22 protein-coding genes are annotated in these 20,900 nt (G+C 45.5%); 8 read left to right on the top strand and 14 right to left on the bottom strand.

Annotation, left to right across the window (positions count from 1 at the left end):
• Window positions 1-192: 192 nt before the first annotated feature.
• The 14 genes from B3O12_RS04925 to B3O12_RS04860 form a co-directional block, all read right to left on the bottom strand.
• A complete protein-coding gene (locus tag B3O12_RS04925; protein ID WP_286755517.1) occupies window positions 193-2,952 on the bottom strand; it encodes a phage tail protein in 2,760 nt (919 codons plus the stop codon).
• A gap of 8 nt (window positions 2,953-2,960) precedes the next feature.
• Window positions 2,961-3,839 (bottom strand): hypothetical protein, encoded by an 879-nt coding sequence (locus tag B3O12_RS04920; RefSeq protein ID WP_286755516.1) that lies wholly within the window; start codon window positions 3,837-3,839, stop codon window positions 2,961-2,963.
• A gap of 1 nt (window position 3,840) precedes the next feature.
• Entirely contained in the window at window positions 3,841-4,218 is a 378-nt protein-coding gene (locus B3O12_RS04915; protein ID WP_286755515.1) for a hypothetical protein, read from the bottom strand.
• 22 nt (window positions 4,219-4,240) lie between these two features.
• A complete protein-coding gene (locus B3O12_RS04910; protein ID WP_286755514.1) occupies window positions 4,241-4,861 on the bottom strand; it encodes a hypothetical protein in 621 nt (206 codons plus the stop codon).
• Window positions 4,858-6,159, bottom strand: coding sequence for a hypothetical protein (locus B3O12_RS04905; RefSeq protein ID WP_286755513.1), 1,302 nt, complete (start codon window positions 6,157-6,159; stop codon window positions 4,858-4,860). The genes B3O12_RS04910 and B3O12_RS04905 overlap by 4 nt, the downstream gene beginning before the upstream one ends.
• A 65-nt stretch (window positions 6,160-6,224) precedes the next feature.
• Window positions 6,225-9,638 carry a hypothetical protein gene (locus B3O12_RS04900; RefSeq protein ID WP_286755512.1) on the bottom strand — a complete coding sequence of 1,138 codons (3,414 nt, stop codon included), beginning with the start codon at window positions 9,636-9,638 and terminating at the stop codon, window positions 6,225-6,227.
• Complete coding sequence (locus tag B3O12_RS04895; protein ID WP_286755511.1) at window positions 9,628-9,828, bottom strand: hypothetical protein; 201 nt, start codon at window positions 9,826-9,828, stop codon at window positions 9,628-9,630. The genes B3O12_RS04900 and B3O12_RS04895 overlap by 11 nt, the downstream gene beginning before the upstream one ends.
• A gap of 5 nt (window positions 9,829-9,833) precedes the next feature.
• On the bottom strand, window positions 9,834-10,328 hold the full coding sequence (locus B3O12_RS04890) for a hypothetical protein (protein WP_286755510.1): 495 nt from the start codon (window positions 10,326-10,328) through the stop codon (window positions 9,834-9,836).
• A 1-nt stretch (window position 10,329) separates the two neighbouring features.
• A complete protein-coding gene (locus B3O12_RS04885; protein WP_286755509.1) occupies window positions 10,330-11,022 on the bottom strand; it encodes a hypothetical protein in 693 nt (230 codons plus the stop codon).
• An 85-nt stretch (window positions 11,023-11,107) separates the two neighbouring features.
• Window positions 11,108-11,662, bottom strand: a complete 555-nt coding sequence (locus B3O12_RS04880) for a hypothetical protein (protein ID WP_286755508.1) — start codon at window positions 11,660-11,662, stop codon at window positions 11,108-11,110.
• A gap of 39 nt (window positions 11,663-11,701) precedes the next feature.
• Entirely contained in the window at window positions 11,702-12,049 is a 348-nt protein-coding gene (locus B3O12_RS04875; protein WP_286755507.1) for a hypothetical protein, read from the bottom strand.
• The gene (locus tag B3O12_RS04870; protein WP_286755506.1) at window positions 12,036-12,281 is read right to left on the bottom strand and encodes a hypothetical protein; all 246 of its coding nucleotides are present in this window, start codon (window positions 12,279-12,281) and stop codon (window positions 12,036-12,038) included. Before B3O12_RS04870 ends, B3O12_RS04875 begins: the two co-directional genes overlap by 14 nt.
• 38 nt (window positions 12,282-12,319) lie before the next feature.
• Window positions 12,320-13,252, bottom strand: a complete 933-nt coding sequence (locus B3O12_RS04865; protein ID WP_286755505.1) for a hypothetical protein — start codon at window positions 13,250-13,252, stop codon at window positions 12,320-12,322.
• 63 nt (window positions 13,253-13,315) lie between these two features.
• Window positions 13,316-14,302 carry an HK97 family phage prohead protease gene (locus B3O12_RS04860; protein ID WP_286755504.1) on the bottom strand — a complete coding sequence of 329 codons (987 nt, stop codon included), beginning with the start codon at window positions 14,300-14,302 and terminating at the stop codon, window positions 13,316-13,318.
• Window positions 14,303-14,447: 145 nt separating this feature from the next.
• Here B3O12_RS04860 and B3O12_RS04855 point away from each other — a divergent pair, with 145 nt between their 5' ends.
• From B3O12_RS04855 to B3O12_RS04820, 8 genes are read left to right on the top strand one after another with little or no spacing between them, the layout of a single operon-like run.
• Entirely contained in the window at window positions 14,448-14,876 is a 429-nt protein-coding gene (locus B3O12_RS04855; protein WP_286755503.1) for a hypothetical protein, read from the top strand.
• Window positions 14,877-16,451: a phage terminase large subunit gene (terL, locus tag B3O12_RS04850; protein ID WP_286755502.1), complete on the top strand. Its 1,575-nt coding sequence runs from the start codon at window positions 14,877-14,879 to the stop codon at window positions 16,449-16,451.
• Between the two features lie 12 nt (window positions 16,452-16,463).
• Window positions 16,464-16,808: a hypothetical protein gene (locus B3O12_RS04845; RefSeq protein WP_286755501.1), complete on the top strand. Its 345-nt coding sequence runs from the start codon at window positions 16,464-16,466 to the stop codon at window positions 16,806-16,808.
• A gap of 35 nt (window positions 16,809-16,843) precedes the next feature.
• Complete coding sequence (locus B3O12_RS04840; RefSeq protein WP_286755500.1) at window positions 16,844-17,299, top strand: hypothetical protein; 456 nt, start codon at window positions 16,844-16,846, stop codon at window positions 17,297-17,299.
• A gap of 4 nt (window positions 17,300-17,303) precedes the next feature.
• Window positions 17,304-18,686, top strand: coding sequence for a phage portal protein family protein (locus tag B3O12_RS04835; protein ID WP_286755499.1), 1,383 nt, complete (start codon window positions 17,304-17,306; stop codon window positions 18,684-18,686).
• A 19-nt stretch (window positions 18,687-18,705) separates the two neighbouring features.
• Window positions 18,706-19,905: a phage minor head protein gene (locus tag B3O12_RS04830; RefSeq protein WP_286755498.1), complete on the top strand. Its 1,200-nt coding sequence runs from the start codon at window positions 18,706-18,708 to the stop codon at window positions 19,903-19,905.
• On the top strand, window positions 19,902-20,426 hold the full coding sequence (locus B3O12_RS04825) for a phage virion morphogenesis protein (RefSeq protein WP_286755497.1): 525 nt from the start codon (window positions 19,902-19,904) through the stop codon (window positions 20,424-20,426). The genes B3O12_RS04830 and B3O12_RS04825 overlap by 4 nt, the downstream gene beginning before the upstream one ends.
• Window positions 20,423-20,863 carry a hypothetical protein gene (locus B3O12_RS04820; protein WP_286755496.1) on the top strand — a complete coding sequence of 147 codons (441 nt, stop codon included), beginning with the start codon at window positions 20,423-20,425 and terminating at the stop codon, window positions 20,861-20,863. The genes B3O12_RS04825 and B3O12_RS04820 overlap by 4 nt, the downstream gene beginning before the upstream one ends.
• The last annotated feature ends 37 nt before the right edge of the window (window positions 20,864-20,900 follow it).

The raw sequence follows: 20,900 nt of genomic DNA, 5'->3' as shown, positions 1-20,900 counted from the left end.
TCTGGAACGAGCAGCGAAGCAGAGCCATTGCCAAAGGACGTTCTATACTCTTAAAAACCTCACAAAAAAAATAGAAGAAAGACTCGGCAGGTATGTATAATCCGCAATTCGAAATATCAGTAACTGCAATTCCAAACCTACCGAAAAAAACAACAGGATAGCAAATTTAATAACTGTTTAAACCCCGCTTAATTAGTTAAAATACCCTTGATGCCACTCCACACCATCGTACTGGAAAAAGTGCCATACAGTGCCAATAGAATGCTCAGAGCCTAGTCCATATATGTTCTTGCCATTCCCCTTTACTACAACGGCTGCACCACACCTCTTAATCAGAACTATCATGCCGTCATAAGGACTCGCAGGAAACGTGAAGTTTATACTGGTGGTGTTAAAACACATATAGGAGCATATTCTCGTCTGATTAGTTAATGTTATACTTGTGGTAATTCTTGCCACACCCAATGTCAACGCGCCTAAAAATGCAGTGGTGAAATACCCTCCAAACGCTTTACCGCTTATAGTAGTGCCGGTTTCTATTATCCCCATTACACCGGCAGTAGTTCCACTAGCTCCAGGGTCGGCATCTATTGAACCCTCCAAAGAAGCTTTCAGCACCCTTGTGGCATCACTTGCACTCTGACCATTACTAAATACTCCCTCACTCGTTACATAGGTGCGTTTTGTACCTGCCGCATTCTGAACAAGAACACCGGGTATATCTTCCATATCACCATTCTCATAGACATCATCATCTACGACTACAATCAGGTTACCACCAGCATCATATATCTTGATGTTGTTATCATCACCATCTATTTCAACCCGCTTACCGCTGGCAGAAGTCTGTACAAAGCGAACTCCAAGGTCTGTTATAAAAGCCAAATCTGCCATTAAAAAGTTAGTGGAGGTAACGCCCTTAATGGTTAGCGTGTTGGGGGTGGTTACGCCCCAGTCTATGCTGCTGGTGGCATCCCCAACCTTAAAGGTGTTATTGCTCAAGTCTAAGTAAGAAAGCCCGTCCTGGCTCTGTATTTTGCCCGTGGTGATAGTTTCACCGTTGATGAAGGTCATACCCTTAGTAATCTGAAAGAAGCGCTTACCACTATCTACAGCGAATAGTATGCCCAGCAGAAAGTGGTAGTAGCCAGTTTCTTGCTCCACAGTGATCTGAGCCGTAGAGGCTATCCACGTGCCCGTGAGCGCACTTTTAGAGCATCGGGCATACAAGTAATAGGCCGAGCCTGTTGTAAGCCCTGTAAACGTATTTGCATCCATCACCCAGTCGCTGCCCTGGCCATCTATTTCTATCTCCAGGTGAGAGAGCACACCGGCACTCATGCGCAGCTTGTCCGGGTCCGCTTCAAAATTCGCCTCAATCTCTACACCATTCAGCAGGAAGTTCTGAGACTTAGCACCAACCGCCAGCATGAACGTTTCTATACTGACGGGTTTAATGTTCGCAGGGTCGAAGTAACCATCGGGGTCGAAGATCAAATCTTGAAGGGTACGCATGCGGGCTGTGTTCTGTCTCGCTAGCTCTACGCTGGTACGGTTGACCACCTGAATGTTTGTCTTATTCTGGCGGGTGCGAATCTCTGTGAGCGTTGTAGTAGCCAGTGTAAGCTCATTACCTATTTGGCAGGTGATCTTCTCAGGGAATACGATCGGAAACTCAATCACGTTGATTCTGATTAGTGAGTTTATGCCTAAACCAGCATCTACAACCGTTACACGGTCGCCTGGTTCTAACACTATCTCGTTCTGTTTTACATACAGCGGGTCGATAGTCAAGTCATAAGTAACACGCGGTACACTGACCCTATCTAAATATTCTTGCGTAGCTGCCTCTAGCGCTGCCTCTGCTGCATCAATGTAGCTTTGCGGAAGGTAGATGTCCACTAGAGTGTATTCATCACTTACAGCGGCTTCAAACGTGGCGTTTGGAATAGTGTAGTCGTTCTCCTCTTGGTTGAAGGCGTAAGTGATGGTTTTAGTAGCGTGATCGTAATGAGTAATTACAAACTCATTGCCGCCCAGCTCTCCATTCTTGAATACTATTTTAGCCTCTACACCTTCGAGCAGGTAATCATTAATATCGAAATCGATGGTGCTGTCTGTGATCTTATAGACCTTGGTGGTGTGGTTATTACTGACCGCTGTGGCACTGCCTGTGCGCTTCGGGTAAATAGTTTCGTCCTTATAAATTCCTTCACGCTCACCATAGAGCGCTATATTATTCTCCAGCTTCAGATCATCGAACATTAGGCGTTTTGCACCCGATCTATAGTCATAGTTCAGGTTCTTAGCTGCACCATAGCCATACACACGGGTAATGATTCTACTCTCTTCTACACTCAGCTGGGTGAGGCTGTAAAGCCCATTACCACGACCATAAGAGAAGCTTAGCGCTGTATCGCTGCCCTCGGCATCTCTTAGATTGATGGTCTTATTTACTATGCTGAACTCCATCTTAAAGGCATCGGCCACCTGAGTCAATGCCTCTCTACAACTGAGATCGTCAAAGCGTAGGTTCTGAGGGTCAGAGCTACTCACCGTTCCGGTAGACCAATCGGCATCAATCACATTCATGTTATCGACAATGAGGTCTATAAAGTCCTCAGCGGTGCCATAATAGTCGAAGCCAATAGCATCTAAATGCCTGAGCACCTTATTGAGCAACTCATAAACTTCGCCCTCAAAGCGAATTGTATAGATAAGCCTGGTACTGCTTTGGCGGGTTAAGTCACTCTCACGGTTCAAAGTGTATCGCTCACCATTATATTCAATGTAATCACCCACGCGAATACTCAAGGGCGAAGCCACAACAGTGCGCACCTCAATAAAATGCTGACCCATTAACTCATTTCGGTAAATAGTGTCTTCATCAATTTGTACAGTGGCCTGCAAAGTGGCAGGTGAACCAGGGCGATATATTGGGAGGGTTGGCATGTCTTTTATTAGAAAATCTGATACTTCTTGTTCACTACCTTTTCAATAGAAACCTGCATCTTTTCACTACCTCCCAGCACGGCTATTGAAGTGTCTAAATACCCGTGCTGATAGTAATTGTCGAGCGTTCGGGTCCGGCCTTGTCTAAAATTGTCATGTCGTGGGCTCAGGTTTAGTTGAGTTGAAGATTCAGCAACTTTAACCCCGTTCAATCGCAAGTTTCTAGTTTCATTCGAATGATATGCTGACACTAAGTATGTAGTGTTGAGGTTATAACCTATTGAAACTGCATCTAGGTTCGGGGTTTGACTCGTGTCTCGTAAGTAAAACGAAATTGTGTTAGAAGACGTTGTTTGAAGCAACGATAGATCGAAACCACCAGCACCGTAAATCAACCCCATTATGCTGGAATTTCTATAGCTCAAAAGTCTAGCTGTAGAAACAAAAATAGCTTTTGCATCTGTTATGTTCGTTAGGTTGTAGTTATCGAAAAGTTCACACTGCCGAGAGTTTTCAAACAATGGAGCAGCAATAGAAAGTGAGGGGTCTGTCTGCAACGTTCCTGAACGATAGATTACAGGAGCTTTTGCCCACGTAACGGAAATACTACCCGAATGCCCTGACGGCCAATTTGGCATCTGGTTAAATCGAGTTATAATGCGCCCCTCTGTGCCTTGACAGAATGTTATTATACTATCGTAATCTATAAACCCATCCACATAACCGATGGTAATTGTAGTCATATCGCTAGCACGCTGAACAATGCAACAATTACCTGTAAAATTTTTGTAGAGTAAAAAAAATGAAAAGCAGAAACCAGATAAGGTATTTGTTATCTTGTCAAGAAATTTATATTCTCCCTCAAAAGCACTCTCCGCTCTATTCATCTTAGAATCTGTTATAAACTGCCTCTACTGCTGCGGTAATTACCTGATCTGAAATAGTAGCTACTTTGTCCGCTAAATTTTCATCAGTTACGCCTGTCAAGCTTATGGCATTGGTATTCACGAGCTCACTCATAACAGAAGCATAGAAGTCATTAGCTTCCATTCTGCCAGCATTCTTCATTATAGAAGTAGCCCGGTTAATTCTGGCTTGCTTAGCGTTCCATGCATCAATATCTGCTTGGTTAGTTTGCTCATCATTAAGCACTGGTTTAGTGCCAAGTACCGTAAGCTCAGCAGTTCTCTTATTGCTCAATGCAGGGCGACACTTGTTATGAAAGCTCGCATGGCCTGCAACTAAATTTTGTTCTGTAAGTGTCATTTTAGAAGTCTTTAAAGGGTTATTAATAAGCTCTTGAATCTGGTATAATATCTACTGCGCTACCCATTCGACTAATATAAATTCGGTAGCTATCATCTGTGCTCAGTACAAGCTCTGCGCTGGCCTCACCACCAACAGTACAGGTAAGCGCTCCCCCTTCCGTATCTGAAGCAGTGAAAGTAATGGTATAATCAGCCACCGACTGTGGCGTAATTCTCACCAGCTCAGTATCGCCATCCGCTAGGTTGTCTACATCAAATGTGCAGGTGGTGTGAGATAGTGCCAAAGTCGCCTGTTTGTTATCAACTCCGGCAACATCCCAGGTAACCGTGCTGGCTGAAGTAAGAGCAACTATTGCTGATTTGGGTACTCTCGCCGCCAATCCATCATTCAATTCAGTTTGGCTAACTGCGTTCAGAATAGCAGTTACTGCTAATCTATTTACCCCACTAAGCGAGGAAAGGGCATCACGTACAGCTTCTGGCGTAGAATAGCCACCGCCAGAAAGCTCCAGTAAGTCCAGTAGAGCAGAAATATCTACAAACTCGGCACTGCCAGTATCAACATTACCTACTATCAGCTTATCGGTGGTTTTAAGACCAACACGCTGGGCCATTCCGCTCCAAAATCTCTTTATTTTCATTGCTGTCTTATTTGCACTTGTACTAAATTTTCAGCTGGGTAGCTGATCACTATCACGCTGCCAGCGGCCAAATTATCCGTTATCTCTTCATCACTCGTAGCATAAGTGTCGCCATTGGTTACATAAATGAGGCCATCGAACGCAAACACTATTAAGCCATCGTAGCTCACCGCTAGAGCCTCCCATGCACCAAGCTTTACACGGTAAAGTTTGTTTTCTGTCGGGTCGGTTTGGGCACGAACATAAACCACTTGGTCTTCTACTAGCTCTACACCATTTACTGTCTGCTCACCGCTAAGGGTAATATCTTCAGTACTTACCGCTACCGCAGCAGTGTAAGTACCTATATATGTCTTCTGAATAATGGGGTTAGTCACCACAGGGGCTGGTTTATTACCTAATGCTATTAATGTACCTAGCTCATCGGCCAGAGCAAATCCATCACCATCCGCGAGCAGTGTAGTAAACTGCTCATCCATTTGAGTGATCTGCATGGTTACGATAGCACTCGCGCGACTGTCTTCTACTGTAATATCACTATAGCTTATTCCCTCTGGAGCAATGCATGAGGCAATGGATACTTCATTGATTACCAAATCACGAGTACCTGCCTGTAGCCAAATGGCATTAATGGCCTTTGCCTTTGTAATCAGTGAGGCAATATTTTCGGACAGCAGTAAGCATTTAAGCTCATATTGATGAGGGGCGGGCAAAGTGGTTTTATAACCTTCCTTTAAGTAAGTGGGCAGTTCGTAAGGTTGAACAGCTGACCTGTTGTTTTCATTTTTCCACTCCAAATAAGTAAGCGAAAGCGTGCTCAACAATATGCCATCGAGGCTATTCTCTAGCGCTGAGGGGTTAGGTTCAGTAGGAATGATGCCGCTTAGTACGGGTTGAGGCTCCCTAAATCTAAGCTCACCTCTAAAGTAGTTATGGCCAATATAGTCTAATGCCTGAGCATCTTTTACTAGCACATTGAAAGTACCGTATGGTGTACCTAGCTCCACCAGATCAGTAAAGCTAGTCATGGCATCATATAAGGCGTGTATGTTCTCTTGTGCTTCTGTGAGATCAGAACCTCTTATAATCACCGATAACGTTAAGTCTCTACCTTCATAACCAATGAGCGAAGCATCTGCCCAAGCTTCGGGGCCATCATCTTCAGCCCAAACATGGTAAGACTTACCCATACGCTGCGGCAGATCGAGAAACCCAGCCAAAGCAATATTGCCCCTGCTACCCTTAGCAGGTATAATACCGTAATCGGTTAGGTCAATATCGTTTAGCGTGTAAGCCATTTTCTATTAGCATCTACTGGCAGTAACTAACTCCCCTTCCCGAGTACTCGGGAGGCTGGGGGTGGTTAGCCCCCATAATCCCTAGCACTACTGCTTGGTTTAGTGTTCTTTTTTATCTCGCTCAGCTCATCTTTTACATCTACCAGCGTAAGGTGAGTCATGCGAGTGTTAAATTCTATTGCTACAGTAAGCTGAAGAATTTCAGTTCTCACAGCCAGCTCAGCAGCAAACCACTTTTCATCCAGTTCGTAGTGGCGTTTGGTAATATCATATTGAGCGCGGAAAAGCCCCGCCAGCTCAGCACCTGTCTCTTCCGTTAAATCTCTGCGAATGCTGCCAACCAAACCACGCTGCTGGCTCTGGCCACCACCCGTCAGCTGGTCTATCTGCTTAGCCTGCTCTAAGAAGTCGCCCACAATACCCTGGTACTGTTCGCGCAGCTGGTCCAGCTCAGAAGCATCCAACCCGCCACCACTTTCAGCAAAGGCCGCAAACTGCTTGTAAAACTCTTCTATGGCAGGCTCAAGCAGCTTAAACTTCAAACCGTTCAGCATCGCATCGCGCAGCATGGTTTCCAGATCACCGGCAAAATCTTCCACCGTGCGGTAGGCGTTCTTAAAGCCGTTTATTATTCCGTCAGAAATAGCCTCGCTGGTGGTGCCGGTAAATATCTGGTTAGCCTGGTTTTGTAGTTCCTGAAGCTGGCGCTGCACGTCTACACCTTCCTCCTTCAGCCTACGCAGCTCTTCAAAGAGTTCCTTAGCTCGGCCTTCCAGTTTGCCACGCTCATAGAGCGCTTCAATCTCCTCAAAGGTTTTACCCAGTAGGCTAGAGTATTCATTAACCACACGGGTCTTGCGGCCAATACCCAGAAAGCCACCATACTTTTCGGTGCTGCTGCCAGAAATAAAGCTCTGCGCTTGTAGCTGCTGAAATAGTTCTGCGGCTTCACTATTAATCTGCTTTTGTGCCACAAGCAAAGCCTGCCGTTGGGCACTCAGGCTGCTAAGGGTAAGTTCCAGCTCCTTAGCCTTCAATAAGTTTCGCTCGCGTTGCAGGGCGTTTAGCCTTCGTTCACCGTCTTCTGCCTCAGCCTGTATTTTCTTTAGCTCCTCACGGGCTTTACGGGCACTTTCCCGGCTCTTTTTCGCGATATTAAAGATGCCGGCAATGGCTTGAATAGCAGAAGCCACCCCGCCAACCACATCGCCAGACGCAAATTTAGCCACAGAAGCAGCGGCATCTTCGCCAACCTTAGCAAGGTCAGACATAGTTTCCAGGGTAGCACTTAGCGAGGGGTTCACGTCCTCCAGCGAGGCAGAGAGGTCTGCAAAGGCTGCGCCTATAGTGGCAAACTTCTTGGCAAGGTCTGTGGCTTTTTCTGCTGTCTCATTCGAAAGCAATTCTTCATACTGGCCAATTACCTGCTCAAGCTGTTTAATCTGCTCAGCAGTAAGCTTCATCAAAGTGCCATCGGCTGCCGTGTAGAACCCATCCGTAAGGGCACGCTTCAGCAAACCCAAATGACGCTCAATTTGCTGGCGGGTCATGCCCAGCACCTTCTCGTTAAGGTCGCGGTATATCTTACTGCTTTTAAATGCAGCATCATCGAGCACCTTCAGCTCTTCGTCTTTTTGTCGGGTAAGCTCGGCTAACCTCCTTTCAAAGTCTTCGCCCTGGTATTTTTCAGCGAGCAATACAAGCTTATCGGCATAGTCGTTTTCAATATCTACCCTCTTATCTTGGTAGGTCATTAGCTGCTCTAGCAGCTTTTTGTATTGCTCCTGTTCAGCCTTCAGCTCCGCATCTATCTTCTTCTGTCTAGCCTCAGCTCTGGCCTCGGCTTGGCGCTTCAGCAGATCGTCAGTGGCTTTCTCCTCAATGTTGTCTAGCTGGCTGACATCAATCTTTACCTTGTTCTTTTTATCGGCATTAAAGCGCTCAATCTCCTCCCTGATCTTCGCAAACTTGTCTTTCAATGCCTGCACCTCTGCCGCATCGTCAGAGAGTCGCTTGCGGGCATACTCTTTATCAAGATCAGCAATACGGTCTAGCAGGCGCTGGCGTGACTTAACAATACTGGAAGCATTTATCTTACCATTCTCATCAGTAAATAACCCGCCTCCCAATTGTTGTGCTAAATCATTAGCTTCCTTAAGAAACTTATTAGCAAGGTTTCTAATGTCTTGCTGATTGGCCTCTAGTTTATCTATGACTTCTTTCTTTCTCCTCTCATTTCTTTCAGCTTCAGCTTTAAAAATAGCATCATAGTCTACTTGTGCCCCAGGACCTATACCTACAGACCTTGTAGCATCACTCAGTTTATCACCAACATTTGCAAACTCAGCCGCATCTCTGTCATAGGCTTTTTGTAATTCAATAGCATTACTGGCAGCATCTTCCAAAAGCTTATAAGCAGCGGCCTTTTTAAGAGTCATTAGAATGAAAGTGTCCGCATTCTTTTGCAGACCTAACTCAACTTCATTTAGGGTAGTTACTTCGCCAGATACGGCCCCTATACTTTCATTGTATAGATCAATCGCTTTTTGTTTTGCCTCAACATCATCCTTTGCTAATGATAGTACCGATCTTAATTCTTCAATACTGGTTACCGCTTTTTTATAATCTGTAGACTCGAATGCTTTATTTACTGCCTCCTGACTTTTAGCCACTGCATCGAGTGACTCACTGCCTTTAAACAACTCTCTAAAAAACTCAAATAATCTAGGCCCCGCAATGGTAACTACTGCGATTAACCCGCTCAGGAGTGTCTGCCAGCTAAAGAATGCTTTCCCTATTTGCTGTAAAACAGGAATACCTTTTTGCCCACTCGCCAACAAAGCTTTGTTTTGTGCCTGTAGTCTTGCAATCTCATCTACCAGAATAGGAATGTTGTTTGAGATGGCTAGCAAACCAGTTTGGGCTGAATAGGTAAAAGCCGGCAGCTCTCTGCTTATTTGATTAATAGAATTTGAAAGCCCATTAAACTGAACTTTATGCCCCCCCAATGCAACTGACTGGCCATGTAAATCGGCAGTGGTTTTCTTAATGTTGCCCCGCAGTTCCTGCTCTTTAAGAGCCAGTGAGGCAATCGCTTTACTGTGATTGAGTGCGGAAATAGTGCCTTCCTTAAGACGGGTGTCTAGGTCTTTCTGTGCAGCACTCACCAAGCGAAGCTCCTGCTGCATATCTACCAACTGAATGACATGGTTCTGGGTCTTCTTATCAAGCTTACCAAAAGCATTTGCTCCACCCTCCAGCAGACCACGGTATTCATTCCCAACCGAGTTAACAATATTACCTATATCAGCCGTTTGCTTAGCCAAAGCAGATGAAGCCTGAAGCACTCTCTGCTCAGCCTTCTCAGCTGTATCTGCCGTACCATTAATATCTGCCTCAGCCTTACGCGATGCTGCCTCAAGCTCAGGATTATTAATCAAGTATTCCAGCAGTATAGGTCCTATTTTGTTATCGGCCATTTTTGTATTTGTCCTTTAAGAAGTCTAAAACTCCCTCTTTGCTCATGTCCTGGTCTTTCTTCTTGCTCAGGTAAGGCTGATCAGAAAGCATCAGGTCTATATTCACCCGGTTAACCTTCCATAGTATATAGTCTAGGCTCCAACCGGTTTTCATTGCTACCTGCCCCAGGTAGCCCCAAGGGCTATTCATTCCTTTTATTGACTCTCCTCGGGTGTCTGACCCAGTTTCGGCTTCGTTGTCATTATCTGTATCAATCTTGCCGATCTGGTAGTATTCATAAAAGATTGGGTACCGCCAAAGAGCAGTATCATATTCATAATGGTTAGTATTTCCACCGGCCTGCAATGCCAGAGCATATAATGAGCAAGCGGACGGGCAAACATCTTAATTTTCCATTTGCTATTTAACCAGGCTGTTGCTACAGCTCTGGTTATCACTTTTCCACTGCTGTGCATCAGTGCCAAAGCCTGTTCATGGCTTACACCTTTAAGTTGTTGGCTTGTTATGCCGGTAGAGAGGTAGAGTCTGCTCACTTCGAGCATAGTGCCCTGCATAGGACTGGTAACTGTGAGGGCAACCGTTTTTTTACCGAACCATCTAAGAAAAAAGGGCGCTCGCATTTGCATACTTACGCCCCTTTCTAAAAGCCTCTCTGCCGCAAGCCTTTCTAATTGCGGGATTTCTTCCATATTAAACCTGTGCGGTGTAATCAGTTATCTTCACTGGTAGCACATCGGCCACCCCTGTATCAAGTGGCTCAATTGTCAGAGCGATAACAAAAGCACCAGCTCTACCGTCCCACTGTCTGACTCCAGTCACCAATCCTTTTCGGATTTCAATCACTGTATCTGTCTTAAGTGTAAACTTAAAAGAGTGTATGATAGTGGGGTTAACAAGTGGTTTATTCCAGCTCAGTGGATCGGGTGCCACACCAGTGGTAGTGCCACCAAGATACTTCGCTAGATTAGCAGCACTTGCATCTAATAAACTTAATGAATAAGTCTCTTCTCCATCATTATTCTCAATTACATGCACCGGTGTATTGGTCAGTTCCTCAAGAATTTTAGTTTTAGTCGGAGCTGTCACATTCGTTGTAATACTATCTCGGAGAATCTTACCAATATCTTCGTAGTTTTCACCGAGGCCTGTTGTGGGGTTGAAATCTCCAACCTCAACTTTTTTGATTCCGTAAGGATATTCAGCCATTGTAAATCGATTTATAGTTTCAAAATGTACATGCAGTTCAGCAGTGGCAACTCCCGCCATCAGGGCGCTCTGTTCTGTTGGGTTATCTCCCTTGTAGAAGTGCGCAGAATAAGAAGTGGTCACTAGGCCAATGATCATCAGGCTCATCAGCAAAAGCCTTGTAAATAGATTCTTCATTTTTATTGGGTTAGGTAAAACATATTCTTAAAAAAGTGCCGGTTGGTCAGACCGGCACCCGGTCTAGGAATGAAGAGGAGTCGGTCTACTGCTCTTCTTTCCCCTTGTTATCTTCGGCTTTCTTAGCCTTCAACTCTGCCACTTTTTTTGCAATAGTTTCAGGTTTCCACTTACCAGGTGCAGAACCTGAAAGCTCTTTATATTCATCCTTTAACTTGTCCAGTTGCTCTGCACTTATTTCAGCTGGCTCCTCTGACTTTTTATTCTCTGTTTTACCAGCTTCAGCCTTTTTCTCTTCCGAATTCCGACTTCCGTCTTCTGGCTTCTGGCTGCTAGCAGGCTTCTGTCCCGTCACATCAGTAAACTCATTGCCATCTTCTGGCACTTCCTTCTTTTTGGCAGCTGCCTTGACACTTGCTTCTAGCTGCTCCTGCAAAGCGTTTGAGTCGCTAAAGTCCATTCCTTTCACCTGGTCGCGGGTCAAGGTTACAATGGCCTTATTAGAAAGCTTTTTGGTGTGAATCATAGCATCCGCCTCTTCATAGAAGGCTTTACCGTCTGCGGTAAAACTGGCCTGTTTTAGGGCTGGGTTGTTGGCGAAGGTCAATCTTACCTTTGCCTCGAATGAATTGTCTTTCATAATATCCTAGAAATGGTTTAAAATCGGTTTAAATGCCACTTAAGCAGCTTTCTTATGGTCAAGGGCAATCTCAAAAGCAGCCTCTAAAATGGCTCCCATCAGTTTACCTTCAGTGCCCTCACTTATGCGAGGTATATCAATCTTAGCGTTTAGCTCAGCAGCGGTAAGCGCTGGCAATGCACTATAATCTCCACTTACAAAAGCCTCCATTAAGGCTATAATCAGGCGTTGGGCATCCTCATTAAGTTTGTCCCAGAAGCTCTTTCTCATAAGCTTCAGCGCGGCTTTAATCACTAGCCCGTCAATCAATTCAAGAAGGCCTTTCAGCTTAATTCTATCATCCAGCGCTTTGCTGAAATCGTTGATGAGTGAGTTACTTAGTTGCATCAGTTTGTTCCTTTAATCTCTTCTTTTCCCTATCCCTGAAGTAGTGCCATATCCGCACCATGGCGAAGGCAATAGGCAACCAGATAGCCACCGTTTTACCTAGTTCCTGCCAGTACTCAAAAGCATTGGTTTCAGGTATTTTCTCAGTCCACCAGGCGTTAAAAACACCCGTCAACATCAGGGCAATACCCTGAACCATCTTGTCTTGCGCTATTGCAATGAGGTTAATCATAGGTGTGAGCAGGGCTTTCGCCCTGCTTATTATCTATCTTATGGGGCTACGTAAGTACCCGATACAATTGCACCTATATACATATCTCTCTTAGGCACTACTATGTAGTAGTGACGGTAAGCGAGTTTGTTTGTCTGGTTTTGTGGGTCCTGAGCAGACGGTGTGAAGTACTGCTTAGTCAAACCTGTTTTCTTAGCTATGTTAGGCACATAGAAGAAAACTGAAGCTCTATAGTCACCAGCCTCTGGCACAGCACCATAAGCGTTTTTCTCAGTTCCGGTGTAGTACGGGTTATTCACGTACTTCATAATCTGGAAACCACAAATTTCGGGTGCCGGAGTACCTTTTTTGTAGTTCACCAATTGGTCGCCAAAGTTCTCTCTGTCAAGCAAAAGGTCATTCCAGTGATCATTACAAAGCACCAACCTTCTACCTTCCATAGGAATCTGCAAGTCATCACATTCCTTAGCGAAAGCCACAAGGTCCTCATAAACTAACCTTAACCTGGTACCAACTCTTAACTCATTAGGTCCACCCGTGGTCAATAATACTGGAGTATTGGCTGAGTCATCTGCCGGAGCAATAGAGTGAATAGCGCGGCCATACTTCTTCTTAAGAATAGCCTGAGTGGTGGCGTTAGTGGCCTGGTCTATTCTTCGGTAGCTGGCACCCATTGCCTGGTCATCAGAGAGAGTCACTACTTTAGTCTGGTATTTGTCCAGCTGAATAGTTACCTCATCATCTGAGTAAGCCTGCAAGGCAATTGGGTAAGAGCTATTGTTAATCAACACATCTGGCTCAAACTCTGAAACAGGCAAGTGAATCACGTTCTGTTCAGAAGCAGCACCGGAGCCAACCTCCAGTATCTCAGTGTCAATTTCTTCAATCCCTTCAAGCCAGGGAGCCATATCTTCTTGTGTCAGGTTGGTTTCAACCCTTCTCAGCCACATTTCGGGAAAATTAGTAGGCATTTTATCTGTGTTTTAAGTCCTTAATTCGTTTCGTATTCAGGTATTAGGTGAAAGGGGTTACGCCTACTTAAAAAGGTTGGCGTACTCATCAGGGAAGTCGGCTTTAAAAGCCAATTGGGCCTTTATGTCCAGCTTCTCGAAATCATCCACAGTTTTAGGGTGAGCGTAACCGGTATTACTAGATTCTGCGCTCAACTTTTTCTTTGCAGGAATTACCGAAAGCATACGCTTCACCATTTCAGGGTTTTGCTGGGCATCTGTAATCCATGCCTCTTTATCTCCAGCAGTTAGCTTGCCTTCCAGAATGGCAGTTTCCACCATACTGGTAGCCTCAGCCTTCAGGTGCTTTTCCCATTTAGCCTTTAGGGCTTCATGAGCTTTTCTCTCGGCATCAAAATCGGATTGAGCCTTAGACAGCTCACCAGCCATAGCCTCAATAGCGAGGTTTATTTGTGCCGCATCTGAAGGGTCTCCAAGATTACCATGCTTCATTAGTGAAGTGCGAGCGGTCATGCTCAATTGAAATTTTTCCATCGTATCTTCTTTTGAAATTTGTGTCGGGTTGGGTTGCGGAACAGGTGCACCAGAAACCGCACTAAGAGCCAGCTTCACCTCATCTTCGGTCATTAGCTCTTCAGTCACAGGGTCGTAGAGCCTCACCACAGATTTGGAGTTAGAAGGAACCGGCACCAATGAGCATTCCATCAACTCCCATTCAGTGAGTTCATAAACACCATCAGCCATCAACACCAGTTTGTCCTTACTAAAGGTTATGCCCATTGAGCAACCTTTTATAAAGCCATCATTAACCTTATCGTTGATCTCCCTTCCGCGCTCATTCTTGGTGAATATTTTGCTGTCACCCAGCAATTCATCGCCTTCAACCCTGCGGTTAGTCCAGCCACCTATTACTGCGCCCAAGTCCCAATCTCTGTGAGTGTCAAGCATCACCGAGTTGGCATCAAAGCGCTCAAACTTTCCACCCGAATTCTTTATTCTGAATCCGTAGCTGTTAGTCTGTTTCTCATTATTAAAGACAAAGGTTGGCATAGGGTGCTGCGCTTCTGTTCGTAATTGTATAGGACAAATATTTCACCTATTATCAACCCCCAGAAATAGTTGTGCAATCCTTGCGCTGTTATTTTTCTCCCGTATCGTTTTGAGCCAGATTTGATTCTCAAATCAAATCCCACAGATGGCTAAGAAGAAATCTAAAGTATGTCAGCAGGCAGAAGATTGGTTCATAGAAAACTATGATGCAACTGGCGAAGAGGTTGCTGTACTATATGGTATAGAGCCCAAGACAGTAAGCCGCTGGAGACGCCTATATAATTGGGATGACAAACGCCAGAACTACCACGCCAGCCCGGTTAAGATCAAACAGCTGCTACAGCAAGAACTCCTAAGCGTAGCCCAGGGCAATGAACCACAGTTAAAGGCCGATGCCATTAGTAAACTCAATGCTGCGCTCGATAGGCTCGATAAGAAGATAGACCCATTTGTAGTGAAGAAGGTACTTGAAGACCTCGACTCATTCACTGCCGAAATAGACCCCTTATTGGCCAGTAAAATGCTTCCGCTACACCTGCGCTTTTTGCAGCATAGAATAAAAATAGACGGCTAAATGTATATAGAAGAGAAGAAATATCTTAAGCTGCTGGCTGACTATGAAAGGCACTGTGCTCACATTGCCAAGGCCACTGCCATCAATATACATGAGTCTCCTCAAGCGAAGCAGAAGCGCATTATTGAGTTAGAGAAAGACTACATCAAGTGGTTCGAGTATCATTTTGGTGGCGTTGACTCTTTTGCTAAGGTTAAAAGTGCATGGTTTCACCGTGAAATGGCTAATGACATCATTAACCATAAGCGCATCAACTTCCTCGCAGAAATCTATAGAAGCGGAGCCAAGTCTGTTCACTTAGATATGGGCATTCCGCTCTATCTATACCTCGTAAAACATGAGATCAAATACCTCATGATTATTGGCGAAACAGACCCCAAAGCCGCTGAGCTTTTAGCTGGTATTCAGGTGCAGCTCACCCACAACAAAAGCCTTAAAAATGATTATGGCGAAAAATTCCAACATGGCTCTTGGGCTACGGGCAATTTCTCGACTACTGACGGGGTAAGATTTCGCGCAATGGGTTTCACGCAAAACCCAAGAGGTGCGCGAGATCAGTCAGAGCGACCAGACTACATTGTGGTAGATGATGTAGATAGCAAAGAGCATGTAGAAAATGATAGGCTCATGCGCTTGGCTGAAGACAAAATTACAGAAGACATTTGGGGTCTGTTCGATTCTGCCGACAATGCCCGAAGAAGGTTCATTTATGCCAATAACAACTTCCATAATAACAGTATCACCAACAGGCTTAAGAACTTCTTCCTAAAGGCCATTGAAAAACAAAAGCTCAGTGGCCATGCGCCTAATGTAGTCTTCAAAGTGCTCACAGTATGTGCTGTTAAGAACCTCACAACCTTTGAACCAGAGTGGCCAGAGAAAGCCAGTCCAGAATATTGGCGCGAACTGTTCAATACCAAGTATCGCTCATTTATGAGGGAGTATATGCACGTGCATATTCAAGACGGTGCCATATTCAAAAACGAGCAGATACACTTTAAAAGCCCCTACCGCCTCAAAACTTACGATTCCCTCTGTTTCTATGGCGATATGTCTTACAAAGACCAGGGCGACTACAAAGCCCTTATACTGCTCGGCAAGCATGGCCGCGAGTTCCACGAGCTAATGACCTACCTACGCCAGAGCAGCCGAAGAGATTGCGCCATTTGGCTCTATGATATGTATGAGATGTTTGGCCTAAACAGGTTCAACATACAGTACAAAATTGAAGGCCTCTTTGCCATGGACCAGTTCACGCACGACTTCGACCTTATAGGCGATCAGCGGGGCTACTACATTCCCATGGTAGCAGACAAGCGGCCAAAAGAAGACAAGTTTAACCGGATAGAATCACTCTCCGGTTTCTTCGAAACGCACAAGGTATTTTTCAATGCAGACAACAAAACGCCCGATCAGCAAACACTCATTGAGCAGTTTCTGGCATTCGAAAAAGGTAGCAAAGCCCATGACGATGGTCCCGATGCCTTCCATGGAGCATTCAGTAATGTAAACGTAGCCACAAGGCGCGCCAGCTCAAACTACGTAGTCGCACAACAAGTAGACCGTCACTTTTAACAACTAGGAATAATGGAAATCGAACTATTAAATCTTGAAGAATTCTATCCGATCAATGGAGAACAATTAAAGGCTGAATGGGCAAGAGTATTCAATATACCAAATGCTCAATGGTCAAAAATATGGGCACAAATCAGAGTAGTAAACAGCAATGATCTGCCTAGAACTCTCCGAGAGTTCACATTAAATCAAATGCCATACCCCGTTATTAAATATCTAATATCTATCAAGAGCACCAACATTCCCCCTTTAGAAAAGGGGGTGGTCGAAGACCGGGGGATTATTCCACCATTTAGAACCAATGGAATTAAAGGAGATGGAAGGAAAATACCATTTGATCATGGCAAGAAATACTAATTCCCGATTAACTGATAACTGATAACCCAACCCCCATGGCCTTCATCACCGAATCAGACATGACCACCCACATCTCCGCGCAGAGTATTGCAGCCATTAAGGCCGGAGATACCACCAAGCTCACCAAGGCAATTACCTCAGCTCAGGTATTGGCCGCCAGCTATCTGGGTAGATACGACACAGAAACAATCTTTGCCGCTGACACCGAAGACAAAGACACCATCTACAGCGATCTGATAGACCAGATTAAGCACGTAGCCAAATGGAAGTTCATTCAGAACAGCAATGCAGGCATAGACATGGAGCTGGCACACATGAACTATAAAGATGCCCTCAAAGCATTAGAACGCTATGGCCAGCAGCTGCAAGATGCATGGCCTGTAGCTGAAGAAGAAGAGGCAGATAAGATCATGAGAGCAGGCAGCAGATTAAAATTCGATCATTACGGGTTTTCTGAGGTAGTAGACCCAGACGACCCATTTACAACATAAACTTATGGCAACAAACTCCAAAGTAGGCGGACAATACCGCGTAGGCAAATATGGCGAAATGAAAAGGGTAATGGATTGGGTGCCAAAGTCGGTAACTCAAACCAAGCAAGATATTCGCATGTGGAACTCTGCCCAGAACCTAATGCACTTAGCAGAGGACCCACAGAACTATGCCATTCAAAAGCTTTATACCGATATTCTCAAAGATGCATTGCTCAGCAGTCAGATCGAGAACCGAACCAACCAGGTATTTAGCACCGAGTTCTCTTTAAAGAATGCCAATGGCGATGTAGACGAAGAGCAAACCAAGGCATTGGCTAAAATGCCAATTTACCGATACCTCACTAAGAAGGTGCTCGAAAGCATTTACCATAAGTATTCTTTAGTCCAGCTAGCAATGGCTAAGGTGAACGATAAGATGGTGTTGGTTCCCGAACTAATACCACGCGAGAACGTGGTACCACAAACAGGCAAATTCTACCCAGACTATGGCGATCTGGTGAATTATACCCTATACAGAGAGCTGCCTGAGTACGGTACCTACATTTTAGAGTTTGTTCAGGAAGGTGACGGCCTGCTGAATAAGGTAGTGAGTCACGTACTCTTTAAGCGCTTTGCCCAAAGCTGCTGGAGTGAACTTTGCGAAATCTACGGCATACCGCCAAGGGTATTGAAGACGAACACCCAAAACCCTTCTATGCTCCGCAGAGCTGAAAAGATGATGCGCGACATGGGAGCCGCTGCCTGGTTCATTATAGATGATACCGAAAGCTTTGAGTTTGCCAAGCCGGGCAACGCCAGCGGAGACGTTTACAAAGAGCTGATTGAACTCTGTAGAGATGAAATCTGTCTGGTAATCTCCGGGGCCATTCTAGGCCAGAATACAGACAACGGCAGCGAAGCCAAAGACAAAGTGGCCATGGATATTCTTTGGCAACTAGTGAAGTCAGATTTGGCATTACTGGAAGAAGAATGGAATAACACCATTATTCCGGCACTTGTAAAACACGGCCTGCTCAAAGGAGAGCTCACACTGGAGTACCAGGAAGCGGAAGACTTGGATGCGCTTTGGAAATATGTTCAAGGCCTACTCTCGCACTACAACATAGACCCTGAATGGATTAAACAGAAATTCGGTGTCGAGGTGATCGAGAAGAAAGCCGATGGCACTCCTCCGGAGGAAGGCAAAAAGATGACCGAAGAAGACCTTCGCGCCATCATCGTAAAACTGGCAGAGAGCGGCAAAATTGAAGACGATTTCACCCCAGTTTATAAGCTCTTTAAACAGGCTTTAATCAACATTCAAAAAGAAGATCCAGAACTTTTTTCGAACGAACCCCGCGAGTCAGGCGGGGAACTCAGCTGGAGACCCCCACAAAGCGCATAGCTGTTGCCAGCACTTGGCTTTGAACCTACCCAAAAAGGGGCGCATTGCAGATAAACCGCTCATTAAACGGGTTTGGGATGCTGAGGGCAAACTAGAGTGGGATGCTAAGCTATTTCAGCGCACGGCCTCCATTCTTCAGCAGAGCTTTGCCGAGGGCATTGAACAGCAGAAAGCAGAGCTTCGTGTGGGCGTGGCCTATGGCATAGATAACCCTATGCTACTCACGGCTTTTGAACTGAACCTTTTCCACTTTAGTGCAGGCAAAACCTCAGTGCAGTTGCAAGAGCTAAACAAACTCTTCCGCAAAGCGAAAAGCTTTAGAGAGTTTGAAGTGGCCGCATTGCAGCTCACCAAAACCTTTAACCGCCAGTGGCTGGAAACCGAATACAATACCGCCAACCTCATTGGTAAGGCCTCGGCCACCTATCACCGCCTAATGGGTAGAACCGATCTATTCCCTTACTGGGAGTATAAGACTATTGGTGATGATAAGGTAAGGGATGAACATGCCGCAATGGATGGTATTATACTCCCAGCTAACCATAAGTTCTGGAAAATCATATTCCCGCCAAACGATTGGAATTGCCGCTGCTATCTGGTACCACGCCAAGCGGCTGAAGTAGCCGACATCGACTTTAAGAAGATGGAGGAACGAGTGGAAGCCTACATGCGAACCAAAGCTTTCGAGCGGGCAAAGAATCAGGGCTTTGGCGTAAACCGTGCCGATCTGGGCGAAGTGTTCACCGCTGAGCAACAATACCCGAAAGTGCTCACTGAGGCTTACAAGAAGTTCAACGCACTCAACCATGAGAACTACAAACTAGCTACAGCCGAAGACCTGAGCAGTAAAGCCAAAGAAGAAGCTCCAACCTATGAGGGCACAGAAGAAGAGTTCTATGCTGGCCTCGATCTGATAAACGATAGGCGGGTAATTGAAGACTACAACCAGCGACAGCACCATGTAAGCAGCATGAGCAAAGTACGTTTGGCTCTTACACTGGCTCTGGAGCAAGCACTGCAAAGCCCGGATGAGGTTTGGCTCAATGCCGCAGAGTTGGCAGATCAGCCGAACAGGCTGGTCTATATCCGCTACTTCAATGGCAGTACGCTCGTGGCCGTAGGAACCCTGAAAGGTAAAGTGCGCAAGCTCAATAAATGGTTCAGCCTGAAAAACGCTGCCGATGTGGAAGCCTACAGAAAGGGACTGTTGATCAAATGAAAGGCCGTCAGTACATAGTAAAGCACTTCAGCAACCAAAGGCAGTTCTTTAGGGAGAAAGCGCCTATTCTACTCAGTGAAACCGTTCAGGAAGAATCTAAAGGAGCTTTTACTAAAAAGGCGTGGGACGGTAAACCATGGCCAGCCAATAGCCCTAAATACAAGCCAAAGAAAGGCTCGCAAATGGTGCGCAGCTCTAACCTGGTTAACTCCATTCAGGAAGGTGAAATTAGCCCTCACCGCGTGGTGATCACCGCAGGAGACAGCAAAACACCCTACGCCAGAATTCACAATGAAGGCGGTGTAATTCAAAGAGCCGCCCGATCGGAAACCTTCAGGCGCAACCGGTTCAAAAGCGGGCTGAAAAAAGGAAGGTTTAGCCGTGGTACCACTGCCGGGCAAGGCTTCACATTTAAGGCCTACAGCATTAGAATGCCGCAACGCCAATTTATTGGGCACTCCAATGGAATCTATCAACGATACTTAACCAGACTGAAACACGAATTTAAAAAACAGGTATGAAGCAGATTTTCAAAGACATTCTCACCAAGTTTAACGAGGTACCCGAATTGGTTTGGGTAGACAAAGACAAAGGCCAGCTCGACCAGTACGACATCAGGCCACAGGTACCATCTCACTCTTGCCTCATCAGGTTCGACACCACCGGTATTTTCGAACGTGGAGATGGCAAGCAAAAGCGCGACCTCCGCATTACCCTTCGCCTGGTGTTCGACTTTATGGGAGAAAACTACAAAGGGCAAAGCGATGAGGCACTAGATCAGTCACTCGCTTACTTCGATGTGGTGGAGAAAGTAGAAGCCACCTTTAACCTATGGGAAACCGCCACCTTCAACGAGTGGGCACAAGTAGGCAACGAAGAGGAACTTCGCCAAGATGGCCTAATGGTCACCAACCTCTACTTCGAAACCAGCTACATGTATGAACCGGAAGGGGAATAGTGTATGAGTGAAACTCAATTACTGATAACCGATAACT

Source organism: Roseivirga sp. UBA838, assembly GCF_002296035.1.
GTDB lineage: Bacteria > Bacteroidota > Bacteroidia > Cytophagales > Cyclobacteriaceae > Roseivirga > Roseivirga thermotolerans.
The sequence above is the reverse complement of the archived record's forward strand: the minus strand, read 5'-3'. Positions and strand labels throughout refer to the sequence as shown.